This is a genomic window from Pseudomonas sp. zfem001, from assembly GCF_032621725.1.
Taxonomy (GTDB): domain Bacteria; phylum Pseudomonadota; class Gammaproteobacteria; order Pseudomonadales; family Pseudomonadaceae; genus Aquipseudomonas; species Aquipseudomonas sediminis.
This window is the reverse complement of the sequence record NZ_JAVYJI010000001.1, coordinates 1,506,959-1,522,200: the sequence shown is the minus strand read 5'-3', so window position 1 is coordinate 1,522,200 and position 15,242 is coordinate 1,506,959. Positions and strand designations below refer to the sequence as shown.

Annotated in this window: 13 protein-coding genes; 7 read left to right on the top strand and 6 right to left on the bottom strand. The window is 62.5% G+C overall.

The genetic code is table 11. The annotated features are described in order from the left end of the window. The first annotated feature begins 17 nt into the window (after window positions 1-17). Window positions 18-2,201, top strand: a complete 2,184-nt coding sequence (ppk1, locus tag RTH74_RS07110; protein WP_316914201.1) for a polyphosphate kinase 1 — start codon at window positions 18-20, stop codon at window positions 2,199-2,201. Between the two features lie 200 nt (window positions 2,202-2,401). On the opposite strand, the gene ppx is transcribed toward ppk1, so the two are convergent. From ppx to RTH74_RS07080, 6 genes are all read right to left on the bottom strand, one after another. Beyond that, on the bottom strand, window positions 2,402-3,904 hold the full coding sequence (ppx, locus tag RTH74_RS07105) for an exopolyphosphatase (RefSeq protein ID WP_166432399.1): 1,503 nt from the start codon (window positions 3,902-3,904) through the stop codon (window positions 2,402-2,404). 98 nt (window positions 3,905-4,002) lie between these two features. Further along, entirely contained in the window at window positions 4,003-4,512 is a 510-nt protein-coding gene (locus tag RTH74_RS07100) for an ureidoglycolate lyase (protein ID WP_316914200.1), read from the bottom strand. Then, window positions 4,509-5,240 carry an amino acid ABC transporter ATP-binding protein gene (locus tag RTH74_RS07095; protein ID WP_106735086.1) on the bottom strand — a complete coding sequence of 244 codons (732 nt, stop codon included), beginning with the start codon at window positions 5,238-5,240 and terminating at the stop codon, window positions 4,509-4,511. Before RTH74_RS07095 ends, RTH74_RS07100 begins: the two co-directional genes overlap by 4 nt. Further along, entirely contained in the window at window positions 5,227-5,877 is a 651-nt protein-coding gene (locus RTH74_RS07090; protein ID WP_179546273.1) for an amino acid ABC transporter permease, read from the bottom strand. The genes RTH74_RS07095 and RTH74_RS07090 overlap by 14 nt, the downstream gene beginning before the upstream one ends. Continuing rightward, on the bottom strand, window positions 5,874-6,539 hold the full coding sequence (locus tag RTH74_RS07085; RefSeq protein WP_090335970.1) for an amino acid ABC transporter permease: 666 nt from the start codon (window positions 6,537-6,539) through the stop codon (window positions 5,874-5,876). The genes RTH74_RS07090 and RTH74_RS07085 overlap by 4 nt, the downstream gene beginning before the upstream one ends. A 20-nt stretch (window positions 6,540-6,559) precedes the next feature. Next, a complete protein-coding gene (locus RTH74_RS07080) occupies window positions 6,560-7,345 on the bottom strand; it encodes a transporter substrate-binding domain-containing protein (RefSeq protein ID WP_316914199.1) in 786 nt (261 codons plus the stop codon). A 284-nt stretch (window positions 7,346-7,629) separates the two neighbouring features. Here RTH74_RS07080 and RTH74_RS07075 point away from each other — a divergent pair, with 284 nt between their 5' ends. From RTH74_RS07075 to RTH74_RS07050, 6 genes are all read left to right on the top strand, one after another. Continuing rightward, complete coding sequence (locus tag RTH74_RS07075) at window positions 7,630-8,334, top strand: FadR/GntR family transcriptional regulator (protein WP_099524629.1); 705 nt, start codon at window positions 7,630-7,632, stop codon at window positions 8,332-8,334. A gap of 109 nt (window positions 8,335-8,443) precedes the next feature. Then, window positions 8,444-8,770: a thioredoxin TrxA gene (trxA, locus tag RTH74_RS07070; RefSeq protein WP_003458627.1), complete on the top strand. Its 327-nt coding sequence runs from the start codon at window positions 8,444-8,446 to the stop codon at window positions 8,768-8,770. A 308-nt stretch (window positions 8,771-9,078) separates the two neighbouring features. After that, on the top strand, window positions 9,079-10,338 hold the full coding sequence (rho, locus tag RTH74_RS07065; protein ID WP_090335975.1) for a transcription termination factor Rho: 1,260 nt from the start codon (window positions 9,079-9,081) through the stop codon (window positions 10,336-10,338). 247 nt (window positions 10,339-10,585) lie between these two features. Next, window positions 10,586-12,052 carry a 4-hydroxy-3-polyprenylbenzoate decarboxylase gene (gene ubiD / locus RTH74_RS07060; protein ID WP_301406721.1) on the top strand — a complete coding sequence of 489 codons (1,467 nt, stop codon included), beginning with the start codon at window positions 10,586-10,588 and terminating at the stop codon, window positions 12,050-12,052. Next, window positions 12,052-13,017 carry a CDP-6-deoxy-delta-3,4-glucoseen reductase gene (locus RTH74_RS07055; protein WP_316914198.1) on the top strand — a complete coding sequence of 322 codons (966 nt, stop codon included), beginning with the start codon at window positions 12,052-12,054 and terminating at the stop codon, window positions 13,015-13,017. Before ubiD ends, RTH74_RS07055 begins: the two co-directional genes overlap by 1 nt. A 507-nt stretch (window positions 13,018-13,524) precedes the next feature. Next, on the top strand, window positions 13,525-15,210 hold the full coding sequence (locus RTH74_RS07050) for a ShlB/FhaC/HecB family hemolysin secretion/activation protein (RefSeq protein WP_316914197.1): 1,686 nt from the start codon (window positions 13,525-13,527) through the stop codon (window positions 15,208-15,210). Window positions 15,211-15,242: the final 32 nt, after the last annotated feature.

Below are 15,242 nucleotides of genomic sequence, written 5' to 3'. Positions count from 1 at the left end.
CCCTCAGGAACTCAGTGATGAACAGCGAAGGACTCAACAGCGAAGTGCTCGACAACAACCCGCCTCCGGCCGAGGTGGTCGCCGAGACGCCCGTGGTGGAAACCCCGCCAACGGCGCCGATTCCCGGCCTGGATGACAGCAGCCTGTACATCCACCGTGAACTGTCGCAGTTGCAGTTCAACATCCGCGTGCTGGAACAGGCGCTGGACGAGTCCTATCCGCTGCTCGAACGCCTGAAGTTCCTGCTGATCTTCTCCAGCAACCTCGACGAGTTCTTCGAGATTCGTGTCGCCGGCCTGAAGAAGCAGATCAACTTCGCCCGTGAACAGGCCGGCGCCGATGGCCTGCAGCCGCACCAGGCGCTGGCGCGGATCAGCGAGCTGGTGCACGAGCAGGTCGAGCGCCAGTACGCCATTCTCAACGACACGCTGTTCCCGGCGCTGGCCAAGCACAACATCAACTTCATCCGCCGCCGTTACTGGACGACCAAGCTCAAGGCCTGGGTGCGCCGCTACTTCCGCGACGAGATCGCACCGATCATCACGCCTATCGGCCTCGACCCGACGCACCCCTTCCCGCTGCTGGTGAACAAGAGCCTGAACTTCATCGTCGAGCTGGAGGGCGTCGATGCCTTCGGTCGCGACTCCGGTCTGGCCATTATCCCGGCGCCGCGTCTGCTGCCGCGTATCATCAAGGTGCCGGAAGACGTTGGCGGCCCCGGCGACAACTACGTATTCCTTTCGTCGATGATCCACGCTCATGCCGATGACCTGTTCCAAGGGATGAAGGTCAAGGGCTGCTACCAGTTCCGCCTGACCCGTAACGCCGACCTGTCGGTGGATACCGAGGACGTCGAAGATCTGGCCCGTGCCCTGCGCGGTGAGCTGTTCAGCCGCCGCTATGGTGATGCGGTGCGCCTGGAGGTGGTCGATACCTGCCCGAAACACCTGCGTGACCACCTGCTCAAGCAGTTCGGCCTGACCGAGGGTGAGCTGTATCAGGTCAACGGCCCGGTCAACCTGACCCGTCTGTTCAGCATCACCGGCCTGGATAATCACTCGGACCTGCAGTACGCGCCGTTCACCCCGGTGATTCCCAAACTGCTGCAGAACGCCGAGAACATCTTCAGCGTGGTCAGCAAGCAGGACATCCTTCTGCTGCATCCCTTCGAGTCCTTCACCCCGGTCGTCGACCTACTGCGCCAGGCGGCCAAAGACCCGCACGTGCTGGCGATCAAACAGACGCTGTATCGCTCCGGGGCCAACTCGGAGATCGTCGATGCGCTGGTGGAAGCCGCGCGCAATGGCAAGGAAGTCACCGCAGTGATCGAGCTGCGCGCGCGCTTCGACGAGGAGTCCAACCTGGCCCTGGCCAGCCGCCTGCAGGCGGCCGGTGCGGTGGTGATCTACGGCGTGGTCGGTTTCAAGACCCACGCCAAGATGATGCTGATCCTACGTCGCGAGAACGGCGAGATCGTCCGCTACGCCCACCTCGGCACCGGTAACTATCACGCTGGCAACGCCCGCCTTTACACCGACTACAGCCTGCTGACCGCCGATGTCGCGCTCGGTGAGGACGTATCCAAGCTGTTCAGCCAACTGATCGGCATGGGCAAGACCTTGCGCATGAAGAAGCTGCTGCACGCGCCCTTCACCCTGAAGAAGACCCTGCTCGACCTGATCGCCAAGGAAACCGCCGCGGCGGCCGAAGGCAAGCCGGCGCAGATCATCGCCAAGTTCAACTCGCTGACCGACCCCAAGGTGATTCGCGCGCTGTACAAGGCCAGCCAGACCGGGGTGAAGATCGACCTGGTGGTACGCGGTATGTGCTGCCTGCGTCCGGGCATCGCCGGGGTTTCGCACAACATCCAGGTGCGTTCGATCATCGGCCGCTTCCTCGAGCACACGCGGGTGTTCTACTTCCTCAACGGCGGCGACGAGAAAATCTACCTGTCCAGCGCCGACTGGATGGAGCGTAACCTCGATAAACGCGTGGAGACCTGCTTCCCGGTAGAGGGCAAGAAGCTCATCACGCGCGTGAAGAAGGAGCTGGAAAGTTACCTGACCGACAACACCCAGGCCTGGGTGCTGCAGTCCGATGGTCGTTACCTGCGCCAACAGCCCACCGGCAACCAGAACCCGCGCAGCGCGCAGTCTGGCTTGCTGGAGAAGCTCACCGCACCGGTAATCGTGACGCGCTAGAAAAGCCGCTTGCGGCCATCTGATGACCCTCTCCCGCTTGTGGGGCGAAGAGGCGCGTTTTTGGAAGCACTGCTTCCTGCGCCGATGAGCGCCTGATCGCTGGCGATCAGGCCGGGAGAGAGGGCTTTGCGGTCCTGGCGTGTTTCACCCGTCCTACAGGTCGAGCCACGCCCGTAGGGTGCGCCATGCGCACCGGGGTATCAACGCACGCTCAACGTCAGGTCGATGCGCTTGAGCCACTCGGCTTCAGCTTCGAAGTCCGCCAAGGTCAGCGGGTTGGCGGCCAGCCAGCCTTCAGGGAAGACGATTTCCAGGCTGTTGTCGCCGACCTTGAACTGCACCTGCGGCATGTCCTGCGTACCACGGATATGGTGGAACAGGATGGCGAAGCGCAGCAGCACGCACAGGCGTATCAGCTTGATGCCTTCCTCGCCGAAGTCGGCGAACTTGTCCTTGGGGATGTTGCGGCGGTGGCCGCGCACCAGCAGGGCGAGCATTTGCTGATCCTGACGCGAGAAACCCGACAGGTCGGAGTGCTCGATCAAGTAGGCGCCGTGCTTGTGGTACTGGTAGTGGGCGATATCCAGACCCACCTCGTGCACCTTGGCGCCCCAGCTGAGCAGTTCACGATGCCAGTCGTCGGTCAGCCCCCAATCATTGGCAACCTTGTCCAGCGCTGAAAGCGCCTTGGCCTCGACCCGAGCAGCCTGGTCTACATCGACGTGGTAACGCTCCATGAACGCCGCCAGCGTGCGTTCGCGGACGTCTTCATGCTGATGACGACCGAGCAGGTCGTACAGCACGCCTTCACGCAGAGCACCTTCGGAGTGGCTCATGCGCTGGATCTCGCAGGCATCGAAGATGGCTTCGAGAATCGCCAGGCCGGCGGGGAAGATGCCGCGGCGGTCCGGCTTGATGCCGTCGAGGTCGATCTTGTCCACTTCGCCGAGCTTGAACAGCTTGCGTTTGAGCCAGGCCAGGCCCTCGACCGTGATCTCACCATTGCTCAGGCCGGCAGCCTTGGTCGTCAGGCCGATGGCCTTGATGGTCCCGGAGGCGCCGACGGCATCTTCCCAGCCTAGGCGGCGCAGGCTCTGCTCGATGCCCATCAGCTCCAGGCGGGCAGCGGTGTAGGCCTGGGCATAGCGCGCCGGGGTGATCTTGCCGTCCTTGAAATAACGCTGGGTGAAGCTGACGCAGCCCATCTGCAGGCTTTCACGCAGCAGCGGCTCGAAGCGCTGGCCGATGATGAACTCGGTGCTGCCGCCGCCAATATCGGCGACCAGGCGTTTGCCGGGGGTGTCGGCGATGCTGTGGGACACGCCGAGGTAGATCAGACGGGCTTCTTCACGGCCGGAAATCACCTCGACCTGATGGCCGAGAATTTCCTCGGCGCGGCGGATGAACACCGCGCGGTTGCGCGCCTCACGCAAGGCGTTGGTGCCGACGATGCGTACAGCGCCTTCCGGCAGTGTGTTGGTGAATTGGGCGAAACGACGCAGGCAGTCGAGCCCGCGCTGCATCGCTTCTTCGCTGAGCTGGCGCTCGTCGTCCAGGCCCGCGGCCAGTTGGACCTTGTCGCCGAGGCGCTCGAGGATGCGAATTTCGTGATTGTCGGCCTTGGCCAGCACCATATGAAAGCTGTTCGACCCCAGGTCGATGGCAGCGATCAGGGGAAAACTCTCGGCAGGGGCGTTAGGCATGATTACGGCATCTCGTTCGATTTCCGCGCCATCGTGCCACGACTGAGCGCATGAGCCAACGCATACGGATGTCGCATGAAACTGGTCTAGACCTGTGATCAGGGCAGGTTTAGCGCACTAAGTGGCTGTCTCAGCATCTGCTCGTCGCAGTTATGGCCGTCGCCACCACGGTCCACCACCAGGAAGCGGCCGGGGTGTTGCAGGCACAGTAAAGGGTGGTGCCAGGTGCCGCGAGCGTAGTTCACGCCCTGATCCGGCGCGCTGATGAAAGCGCGGATCTGCGACTCATCCAGCTCGCCGGGCGGTGCGACGACGATCAGCATGCGCCCGCCATCCACCGGGTAGAACGCCTGGCTGCCCAGCGGGTGGCGTTCGAGCATGCGAATCTCGACGGGTGCGTGCCAGGCCTTGCCTTCGAACAGGTTGACCAGGGTGCGCGGCGCCTCACCGGCCAGCTCCACCTGCACCAGATCGTGGTAGCGAGTGGTGGTGCCGGCGTTGATCGGGAAGGCCGTGGCGCCGGCAGTTTCGATCACGTCGCCGAACGGCGCGAAGGCTTCTCGGGTCAGTGGTTCGATGCGTATTGGCAGCGGGGTCATGGCGTTCACAGGTTCACCGAACCGATGAAGTTGCGCAGCTCCTCGGTCTGCGGGGCGGCGAACAGCGCTTTCGGGTCGCCGATCTCATGCACTTTGCCATGGTGCATGAACACCAGCTTGTTACCCACTTCGCGGGCGAAGCGCATCTCGTGGGTGACCATGATCAGGGTCATGCCTTCGCTGGCCAACTGCTTGACCACCGCCAGTACCTCATTCACCAGCTCCGGGTCGAGCGCCGAGGTGATCTCGTCGCACAGCAACACCTTGGGCGACATGGCCAGGGCGCGGGCGATGGCCACGCGCTGTTGCTGGCCGCCGGAAAGGCGTTCGGGGTAGGCGTCGAATTTCTCCGCCAGGCCGACGCGTTCGAGCATCTGGCGGGCGGTTTTCTCGGCTTCGGCGCGTGAGGTTTTCTTCACCACCTGTGGCGCCAGCATGACGTTCTCGCCGACGGTCAGGTGCGGGAACAGGTTGAATTGCTGGAATACCATGCCGACTTTCTGCCGCAGGCTGCGCAGGTCGGCGCGGGCGGCGTCGATGTAATCACCGTCAACTTCGATCACGCCGTCGTTGATCGACTCCAGGCCGTTGAGGGTGCGCAGGAAGGTGCTCTTGCCCGAGCCGCTGCGGCCGATGATGGCGACCACTTCGCCTTCTTCGACCTTGAGGTCGATGCCCTTGAGTACGTGGTTGTCGCCGTAATACTTGTGCAGGGCGGTGACATTAAGCAGTGACATTCAGCCTCCTTTCCAGGCGGTATGCAGCGAGCGAGAGCGGGTAGCAAAGCAGGAAGTAACCGAGGGCGACGAAGCCGTAGACCATGAACGGCTCGAAGGTGGCGTTGGCCAGCATGCTGCCGGTCTTGGTCAGCTCGGTGAAACCGATGATCGAGGTCACCGCGGTGCCCTTGACCACCTGCACCGAGAAACCGACGGTAGGTGCCACGGCGATGCGCAGCGCCTGTGGCAGGACTACGTGGCGCAAAGTTTCCAGGCGGCTCATGGCCAGGCTTTCGGATGCCTCCCACTGGCCACGGCTGATCGACTCGACGCAGCCGCGCCAGATTTCGGCGAGAAAGGCGCTGGTAAACAGCGTCAGTGCGGTGGCTGCAGCCAGCCAGGGCGACACGTCGAGGCCGAGCAGGGCGATGCCGAAGAACACCAGGAACAACTGCATCAGCAGCGGCGTGCCCTGGAACAGCTCGATATAGCCACGGGCGAGGATGCGCGGCGCCGATAACGGCGACAGGCGGGCCAGCAACACCAGCAGACCGGCGATGCCGCCACAGACAAAGGCCACCAGCGACAGCAGCAGCGTCCACTGCAGGCCGGTGAGCAGATTGCGCAGGATGTCCCAGAGGGTGAAGTCCATCAGCGGGCTCCCATGATGAAGCGGCGGCCGACCCAGGCCAGCAACTGGCGAATCCCGATGGCCATAATCAGGTACAGCGCGGTGGTCAGCAGGTAGGTTTCGAAGGCGCGGAAGTTACGCGACTGGATGAAGTTGGCGGCGAACGACAACTCCTCGGTGGAGATCTGCGAGCACACCGCCGAACCGAGCATGACGATGATGATCTGGCTCGACAGGGCCGGCCACACCTTGCCCAGCGCCGGGCGCAGCACCACATGGCGGAACGTCTCGAAGCGGCTCATGGCCAGTGCGCTGGCAGCCTCGAGCTGGCCGTGCGGGATGGCCTGGATGCCGGCACGGATGATCTCCGTGGAGTAGGCGCCAAGGTTGATCACCATGGCCAGAATGGCGGCCTCCCATTCGCTCAGACGTACGCCGAGCGAGGGCAGGCCGAAGAAGATGAAGAACAGCTGGACGATGAACGGCGTATTGCGGATCAGCTCCACGTAGACGCCGAAAATGCGGTCGAACGGGCGGATGCGCCAGGCGCGCAGTATCGCCCCGACGATGCCGAGACCGACACCCAGCAGGGTGCCGATCGCCGTCAGGCCGAGGGTGAATGCCGCACCCTGTAGCAGCAGGTCACTGTGCTGCAGGACGGCGGCGAAGTCGAACTGGTACGCCATGGCTCAGTTCCCCGTGCCGCTCAGAGACCGGCCGGCAGCGGTTGCTTCAGCCACTTCTGGCTGAGTGCGTCGAGGCTGCCGTCGGTCTTGGCGTCGGCGATGATGGCGTTGACCTTATCCATCAGGGCGGCCTGATCCTTATTCACACCCACGTACACCGGCGAGTCCTTGAGCTTGAGTTTCATGCCCGGCACGCGCTTGGGGTTTTTCTCGGAGATGGCCACCATCACCACGTTGCCGCTGGCGATCAGCTCGACCTGGCCGGAGAGGTAGGCGGCGATGGTCGAGTTGTTGTCCTCGAAGCGCTTGATGGTGGCGCCTTTCGGGGCGACGTTGCTCAGCTCGATATCCTCGATGGAGCCACGGGTGACGCTGATGGTCTTGCCATTCAGGTCATCGAGGCTGGCAATGGCGGCGTCTTCCGGGCCGAACACTCCGAGGTAGAAGGGCGCGTAGGCAGCGGAGAAGTCGATCACCGCTTCACGCTCGGGGTTCTTGCCGAGGCTGGAGATCACCAGATCGACCTTGCCGGTAGTGAGGAAGGGAATGCGGTTGGTGCTGTTGACCGGGGTCAGCTCCAGCTTCACCGCCAGCTTGTCGGCCAGCAGTTGTGCGGTATCGATATCCAGGCCGCGCGGTTTCATGTCCGGGCCAACCGAGCCGAACGGCGGAAAATCCTGCGGTACGGCGACTTTCAGTACGCCAGCCTTGCTGATGTCTTCGAGTGCATCGGCGTGAGCGGTGCTGGCGCCGAAGGCCAGGGCGGCGAACAGGGTACCCAGCAGGGTGCGGTGAAATTTGCGCATGTCGAACTCCTGGTGAATGAAAAACTGAAGCGTTTTGCTTGGTTCCTGCAGTGCATCGCCTGTGCCAAGTTCAATGAAATCAGGGCTTTCATCGCTTCAGGCGAGCGGAAACAAGGTCTTACTGGTCTGAACAGTTGGCTTAGCTGACCGAATGGTCAGAAGTATTCCTGAGCCATCTCGGTGCGTTCGTGCTCTGAGCTGGTCCACAAGGGGGCGTCGCTTGCCTGAAATATGCTTATGGCCTTACAAAGGCGGCTTTACTGGACTGACCGGCCCGAACAGTCATGAATGCTTCTGCTCCCCGCGCGGTACCCGAATACGCCTTGCAGGCGATCCGTCGCCTGATCGAGGACGAGGGCTATCGCCCTGGCGACGCACTGCCGTCGCAGCGCGATCTGGCCGAGCGCCTCGGTGTCAGCCGTGCGTCACTGCGTGAGGCGCTGTCGTCGCTCAGCGCGTTGGGCCTGGTCAGCGTGCAGGCTGGCAAGGGTGTGTTCGTGCAGGAGGCGAGTAAGGCCGAGGCGGCCGGAGCTTTTGCCTGGCCCTTCGCCGCACAGGTATCGGCGGCCGATACCTTTCAGTTGCGCTTCGCTCTGGAGGGCTTCGCCTGCGGCCTGGCGGCCGGGGTGATGACCGCTGAGGAGCTGGATATCCTCGAGGACAACGTCGAGCAGATGCGCCGCGAGTTGCGTGCCGGTGATTTCGAGCAGGCCACGCGGCTGGATTTCGAGTTCCACCAGCGCATACTCGCTGCCAGCGGCAACCAGGCAATGTTCGCCCTGGTCACCTCCAGCGCCGATATCTTTCTGGAAAGCCAGAAGCTGCCGTTCATCCGCCCGGAGCGAGCGATGGAGACCTGGCAGGAGCACCGCAAGATCATCAAGGCCCTTGCCCGGCATGCCGCCGGCCCGGCGCAAAAGGCCATGCAGCAGCATATCCGCGCCGCTGCGCTGCGTACCGGCATCGCCTTCACCACGCTGGGCGATTGAGGCCTACATTGGCGACTATTGAAAGGCTCAATCGTCAGTGCCTTTCGGTGTCACTCAAGCCGGGCTATGATGGCGCCACTTTTTTGCTTCCGAATCACGGAGACTCCTCATGAGCGAATTCATCACCAACGTCAGCGACGCCAGCTTCGACCAGGACGTCATCCAGGCTGAAGGTCCGGTTCTGGTCGACTATTGGGCTGAGTGGTGCGGCCCGTGCAAGATGATTGCACCGGTGCTCGACGAGATCGCCAAGGAATACCAAGGCAAGCTGAAGATCTGCAAACTGAACATCGACGAGAACCAGGAAACCCCGCCGAAGTACGGCGTGCGCGGTATCCCGACCCTGATGCTGTTCAAGAACGGCAACGTCGAAGCGACCAAGGTCGGCGCGCTGTCCAAGTCGCAGCTGGCTGCTTTCCTCGACAGCAACATCTAAAGAGTAGGGTGGGCTTTAGCCCACCGAGCTGTTCGCAGGTGGCGTGCTGGTGGGCTGAAGCCCACCCTACACCTCTGAGGCAAGTCGCTCTGGAAGGCCCTGCTTTTTGCGGGGCTTTTTCGTTTTTAGGGCTAGACGCTGTTTTTTCACGGTGTTAAATTCGACCCCGCTGCATCCTCCATGCAGCTCTCTGCATGCCGTCGCCGATTCATTCCTATACGAACTCGTTCGCGATCCTGTCGCCTTCTCTGCGGCGCGGCCTCTCAAGCTAACAGCTTTCTTCTCCTCTCGATGATCACGTCATTCCTATGAATCTGACCGAACTCAAGCAAAAGCCGATTGCCGAACTGCTGGACATGGCCGAACAAATGGGCCAGGAAAACATGGCTCGTTCGCGCAAGCAGGACATCATCTTCGCTCTGCTGAAAAAGCATGCCAAAAGCGGCGAGGAGATTTCCGGCGACGGCGTGCTGGAGATCCTCCAGGACGGTTTCGGCTTCCTGCGCAGTGCCGACTCTTCCTACCTGGCCGGCCCTGACGACATCTACGTCTCGCCCAGCCAGATCCGCCGTTTCAACCTGCGTACCGGTGACACCATCGTCGGCAAGATCCGTCCGCCGAAGGAGGGCGAGCGTTACTTCGCCCTGCTCAAGGTCGACAGCATCAACTTCGACCGCCCGGAAAACGCCAAGAACAAGATCCTGTTCGAGAACCTGACGCCGCTGTTCCCCAACAAGCGCCTGACCATGGAAGCCGGCAACGGCTCCACCGAGGACATCACCGGCCGTGTGATCGACCTCTGCGCGCCGATTGGCAAGGGCCAGCGCGGCCTGATCGTCGCTCCGCCGAAAGCGGGCAAGACGATCATGCTGCAGAACATCGCCTCGAACATCACCCGTAACAACCCCGAGTGCCACCTGATCGTCCTGCTGATCGACGAGCGCCCGGAAGAAGTGACCGAAATGCAGCGCACCGTGCGCGGCGAAGTGGTCGCCTCGACCTTCGACGAGCCGCCGACCCGCCACGTGCAGGTCGCCGAAATGGTGATCGAGAAGGCCAAGCGCCTGGTCGAGCACAAGAAGGACGTAGTCATCCTGCTCGACTCCATCACCCGCCTGGCGCGTGCCTACAACACCGTGATTCCGAGCTCCGGCAAGGTACTCACCGGTGGTGTCGACGCCCATGCCCTGGAGAAGCCGAAGCGCTTCTTCGGCGCCGCGCGTAACATCGAAGAAGGCGGCTCGCTGACCATCATCGCCACCGCGCTGGTTGAAACCGGCTCGAAGATGGACGAAGTGATCTACGAGGAATTCAAAGGCACCGGCAACATGGAGCTGATCCTCGATCGCCGTGTTTCCGAGAAGCGTGTGTTCCCGGCGATCAACATCAACAAATCCGGCACCCGCCGCGAAGAGTTGCTGACCGGCGAGGAAGAGCTGTCGCGCATGTGGATTCTGCGCAAGCTGCTGCACCCGATGGATGAAATCGCCGCCATCGAATTCCTGATCGATAAGCTCAAGGCAACCAAGACCAACGACGAGTTCTTCCTGTCGATGAAGCGCAAATAAGAGGATCTACTGCGCCTCGGTGATGCTGCGTTAAAAACAGACTCGGAATGCTCATGTACAAAAGTACACTCCGCTTCCTCGCCTGTTTTTGCCTTGCCTGACCTTCGCTCGCTACGATCCATTGCACCGCCACAAGGCCGGGGAAACCCGGCCTTGTCGTATCTGGAGGCTTTCAAGCCTTCTGAAAGCCCGACTTCGGCGCTAAACTTTGCGGCCGACTCTTGCCTGTCCGACACGAGGCTCCTGCATGCAGTATCGCGACCTGCGCGACTTCATCCGTGAACTGGAAAAGCGCGGCGAACTCAAGCGCATCCAGACCCCGGTATCGCCCGTTCTGGAAATGACCGAAATCTGCGACCGCACCCTGCGCAAGGGCGGCCCGGCGTTGCTGTTCGAAAAGCCAAGCGGCTTCGACGTGCCGGTGCTCGGCAACCTGTTCGGCACGCCCAAGCGCGTGGCGCTGGGCATGGGCGCCGAAGAGGTGTCCGAACTGCGCGAGATCGGCAAGCTGCTGGCCTTTCTCAAGGAGCCCGAGCCGCCGAAGGGACTGAAGGATGCATGGAGCAAGTTGCCGATCTTCAAGAAGGTCATCAGCATGGCGCCCAAGGTGGTCAAGGATGCGCCCTGTCATGAAGTGATCGAGGAAGGCGATGACGTCGACCTCGGCAAACTGCCGATCCAGCACTGCTGGCCGGGTGACGTGGCGCCGCTGATCACCTGGGGCCTGACCATCACCAAAGGCCCGAACAAGGAGCGACAGAACCTTGGGATCTATCGCCAGCAGGTGATCGGTCGCAACAAGGTGATCATGCGCTGGCTCAGCCACCGTGGTGGCGCGCTGGATTACCGCGAGTGGTGCCAGAAGCATCCAGACAAGCCTTATCCGGTTTGCGTCGCGCTGGGTGCAGACCCGGCGACCATTCTCGGCGCCGTCACGCCAGTGCCGGATACGCTCTCCGAATATGCTTTTGCGGGCCTGCTGCGTGGTCACCGCACCGAGCTGATCAAGGCTCGTGGTAGCGACCTGCAAGTACCGGCCAGTGCCGAGATCGTCCTGGAAGGCGTGATCCATCCGGGCGAGACCGCGCCGGAAGGCCCCTACGGCGACCACACCGGCTACTACAACGAGGTTGATACCTTCCCGGTGTTCACCGTCGAGCGCATCACCCGTCGCCGCGATCCGATCTACCACAGCACCTACACCGGCCGGCCGCCAGATGAGCCGGCGATCCTCGGCGTAGCGCTGAACGAAGTGTTCGTGCCGATCCTGCAGAAGCAGTTCCCCGAGATCACCGATTTCTACCTGCCGCCGGAAGGCTGTTCCTACCGCATGGCAGTGGTGACCATGAAGAAGCAGTACCCGGGCCACGCCAAGCGCGTAATGCTCGGTGTGTGGTCGTTCCTGCGACAGTTCATGTACACCAAGTTCGTTATCGTCACCGACGACGATATCAATGCACGGGACTGGAATGACGTGATTTGGGCGATTACCACGCGCATGGACCCCAAGCGCGACACGGTGATGATCGACAACACGCCGATCGACTACCTCGACTTCGCCTCGCCGATCTCCGGCCTGGGTTCGAAGATGGGCCTGGACGCCACCCACAAGTGGCCCGGTGAAACCACTCGCGAGTGGGGCCGCGCCATCGAGAAGGATCCGGCCGTGGTGGCGCGCGTCGACGCGCTGTGGAGCGAGCTGGGAATCGATTGATGAACGTCACCCTGCAACCTTCCGGCGTCACCCTCTCGCTACAGCCGGGCGAACGCATCCTCGATGGTGCTCGGCGCCTGGGCTACGACTGCCCACAAAGCTGTCGCAACGGTAACTGCCATATCTGCGCTGCGCTGCTGGTTGAAGGCCGTGTCAGGCAGAACGGCGTGGAGCTGGACCATGGCGAGCTGTTCACCTGTCTGGCCGAGCCGCTGGAAGACTGCGTGCTGCACTGGGATGGCGTGCTGGCTCCGGGCGAGCTGCCGGTGCGCGAGCTGAGCTGCCAGGTGGTCGAATGCCAGGAAGTTGGCGGCGACGTGTTCCGCGTACGCTTGCGCACCCCGGCCGGCAAGGCGCCGCGTTATCACGCCGGGCAGTACCTGCTGTTGCAGCGCCCGGATAGCGAGATGGCGGCCTTTTCCCTGGCCTCTGCGCCACATGCCGGACGCGAGCTGGAGCTACACATCCTCGCCCGCGAAGACAGCAGCATCGCCCTGTTGGAGCAGTTGCGTGCAACCGACATGGCGCGCGTGCAGATGCCTTACGGCGACACTCATCTTGCTGACCTGCCCGATGGACCGCTGGTACTGATCGCCGCCGGTACCGGCATGGGCCAGATGCACAGCCTGATCGAACACTGCCGCGCCGCCGGTTTCGCTCACCCCGTACACCTGTACTGGGGCGCGCGTCGGCCCGACGACTTCTATCAGCTGCCACACTGGGCCGAGTGGCAACAGCTGGATAATCTGCACCTGCATCAGGTGGTCAGCGACCAGTGTGGCTGGCAGGGCCGCTGCGGCCTGCTGCACGAAGCCGTGCGCGAAGACTTCCCCGACCTCAAGGCCCTGCACGTTTACGCCAGCGGCTCCCCAACCATGGTCTACGCCACCCTCGATGCACTGGTCGAAGCCGGGATGGACGCTCACCAAATGCGCGCCGACGTGTTCGCCTACGCACCGCGTTAAGGGTCAATGACGATCAGTTAAGGTTGCCAGAACTTAACGCCAGTCAGCTAAGGCTGTACGCGTTTGGCTCCCCTCTCCCGCTTGCGGGAGAGGTCCGAAGTATCGACGAAACGGTCATGCTCCCCTCTCCCCAGAGGGGCGAGGGGACCGACCGTGTTCGAACGATATCTGACTACATGTATGCCAAAGCTGCCTTTCGTAGCAGCCCCACCCCACGGCGAAATCTTTCCTGGCGGCAGCCCTTCGGGCTGTCACAGGGCGCTGCCAAAAATGCTTCCGGCATGTTTCCGAGCTCGCCTCGCCCTTGTCCGTGGTGAGGCGCGGCTCCTAAACAGGCAGTACGTCTCACTTTTAAGTTTCGTTAGGCGCCGTTTATCGGGGCATCCGAATCAATGTCCCCAAACGTGAAGTTGTTCAGTTTTTAGACATTTGATGGCAGGAGGCCATATGTTCTAATCGCCGCCGATTTTCCGCCGCTGTTTTTCTGCTATTCAAAGGACTGAAGGCATGTCTTTCCGTATTAGCCCTTTGGCCGTATGGCTATGTTTTTCCCTTCCCGCTATCGCACTGGCGCAGACGCCGGGCGACCGTGAGCTGATCCGCGAGCGCCAGGAGCGCCTGCTGCAGGAGCAGCAGCGGCGCCTCGACGAGCTGCAGCAACTCCCAGGTGAAACGCCTCAGTTGCAAGTCGCCCCCGTCGAAGACGAGCGCTGCTTCGATATCGAGCAGATTCGCCTGGAAGGCGCCACTCTCCTCGCTGAGGACGACCAGCAGGCCATTCTGCAGCGCTTCGCTGGCGAGTGTCTGGGCGTTGGCCAGCTCAACGAGTTGCTCAAAGCCATCACCCAGTTCTATATCGACCGTGGCTATGTGACCTCGCGCGCCTACTTGCCGCAGCAGGATCTGGCCTCGGGCGAGCTGCGCGTCATTGTGGTCGAAGGCCGTCTGGAAGGGCTGGACAGCTCCGAGCTGGCCAGCGACCGCGAACTGGCCATGGGTTTTCCCGGCCAGCCAGGCGAAGTGCTGGACCTGCGCGAGCTGGAGCAACTGGTCGACCAGCTCAACCGCCTGCCGTCGCGCCAGGCCCAGCTGGAGCTGGTGCCGGGCGAAGAGGTAGGCGGCAGCCGCGTCCGCTTGCAAGGCCAGCGCGACAAACCCTGGCGTGCCGGGCTCAACCGCCACAACGACGGCCAGAAGAGCACCGGCGAGCAACAGTGGGGCCTGAGCTTCGACTGGGACAGCCCGCTCGGCCTGGCCGACCAGCTTAGCCTGCGCGCCAATCGCGACGCGGTGAGCGATAGCTACCGCCACTCCCACAGCCAGAGCCTGATCTACCAGGTGCCTTATGGTTGGTGGAACTTCAGCTACAGCTACAGCCAGAGCTACTACCGTACGCAGAGCGACGGCGGCGGCTTTCTCTTCGATCAGGATGGCGACAGCAAGACCCACGCCTTGCGCGGCGAGCGCGTGCTGCACCGCGACAGCGTCAGCAAGACCGCCTTCAACCTGGGTGTCAGTCACCTGCGCAGCAACAACTTCATTCTCGGTAACCGCATCGACACTTCCAGCACGCGCCTGTCCGAAGCGCAACTGGGCTTCAACCATGGCCGTCGCATCGGCAGCGCCTTCGTCAACGCCGATCTCGGCTGGCAACGCGGTATTGGCGCCTTCGACGCTCAGCGTGCCGGCGACCCGCAAGGCAGTCAGCCGGTGGCGCGCTACAACAAATACACCCTGGCCCTGAGCTACCTGCAGCCCTTTGCGCTATGGGGCGAGTCCTTCAGCTTCGACAGCCTCGCCTACGGCCAGAAGAGCGAAGACGTGCTGTTCAGTCCGCAGCGTATCAGCATCGGTGGCCTCAGCTCGGTGCGTGGCTTCAAGGACCAGTCGTTGGCTGGCGACACCGGCGGCTACTGGCGCAATCAGCTGCGCTGGCGCCGCCCGGTGACCTGGGAGGCGCTGCGCCCCTTCGTGCACGAGTACAGCCTGACCTTCGCCTATGACGTGGGCGTGATCCACGGCGGCCGGCACAACCCCGAGCAGCGCGGCCGTATGACGGGCAACGCCCTCGAATTCGCCCTGCGCGGCCAGCACTTGGCGGCCTCGGTGAGCTTCGCCCATGCCCTGGAGCGCCCAGATGCCATCGAGCGTGACGAGCGCCCGGTCTATTTCCGATTCGACGTGTTTTTCTGATTACCCGGCCGGATGGCTGGTTGGAGTATCGA

Coding starts and splice junctions, on each gene's coding strand:
- ppk1 (WP_316914201.1), top strand. CDS start 18: ATGAACAGCGAAGGACTCAACAGCGAAGTGCTCGACAACAACCCGCCT.
- ppx (WP_166432399.1), bottom strand. CDS start 3,904: ATGCCTAACGCCCCTGCCGAGAGTTTTCCCCTGATCGCTGCCATCGAC.
- RTH74_RS07095 (WP_106735086.1), bottom strand. CDS start 5,240: ATGTCACTGCTTAATGTCACCGCCCTGCACAAGTATTACGGCGACAAC.
- RTH74_RS07085 (WP_090335970.1), bottom strand. CDS start 6,539: ATGGCGTACCAGTTCGACTTCGCCGCCGTCCTGCAGCACAGTGACCTG.
- RTH74_RS07080 (WP_316914199.1), bottom strand. CDS start 7,345: ATGCGCAAATTTCACCGCACCCTGCTGGGTACCCTGTTCGCCGCCCTG.
- RTH74_RS07075 (WP_099524629.1), top strand. CDS start 7,630: ATGAATGCTTCTGCTCCCCGCGCGGTACCCGAATACGCCTTGCAGGCG.
- trxA (WP_003458627.1), top strand. CDS start 8,444: ATGAGCGAATTCATCACCAACGTCAGCGACGCCAGCTTCGACCAGGAC.
- rho (WP_090335975.1), top strand. CDS start 9,079: ATGAATCTGACCGAACTCAAGCAAAAGCCGATTGCCGAACTGCTGGAC.
- ubiD (WP_301406721.1), top strand. CDS start 10,586: ATGCAGTATCGCGACCTGCGCGACTTCATCCGTGAACTGGAAAAGCGC.
- RTH74_RS07055 (WP_316914198.1), top strand. CDS start 12,052: ATGAACGTCACCCTGCAACCTTCCGGCGTCACCCTCTCGCTACAGCCG.
- RTH74_RS07050 (WP_316914197.1), top strand. CDS start 13,525: ATGTCTTTCCGTATTAGCCCTTTGGCCGTATGGCTATGTTTTTCCCTT.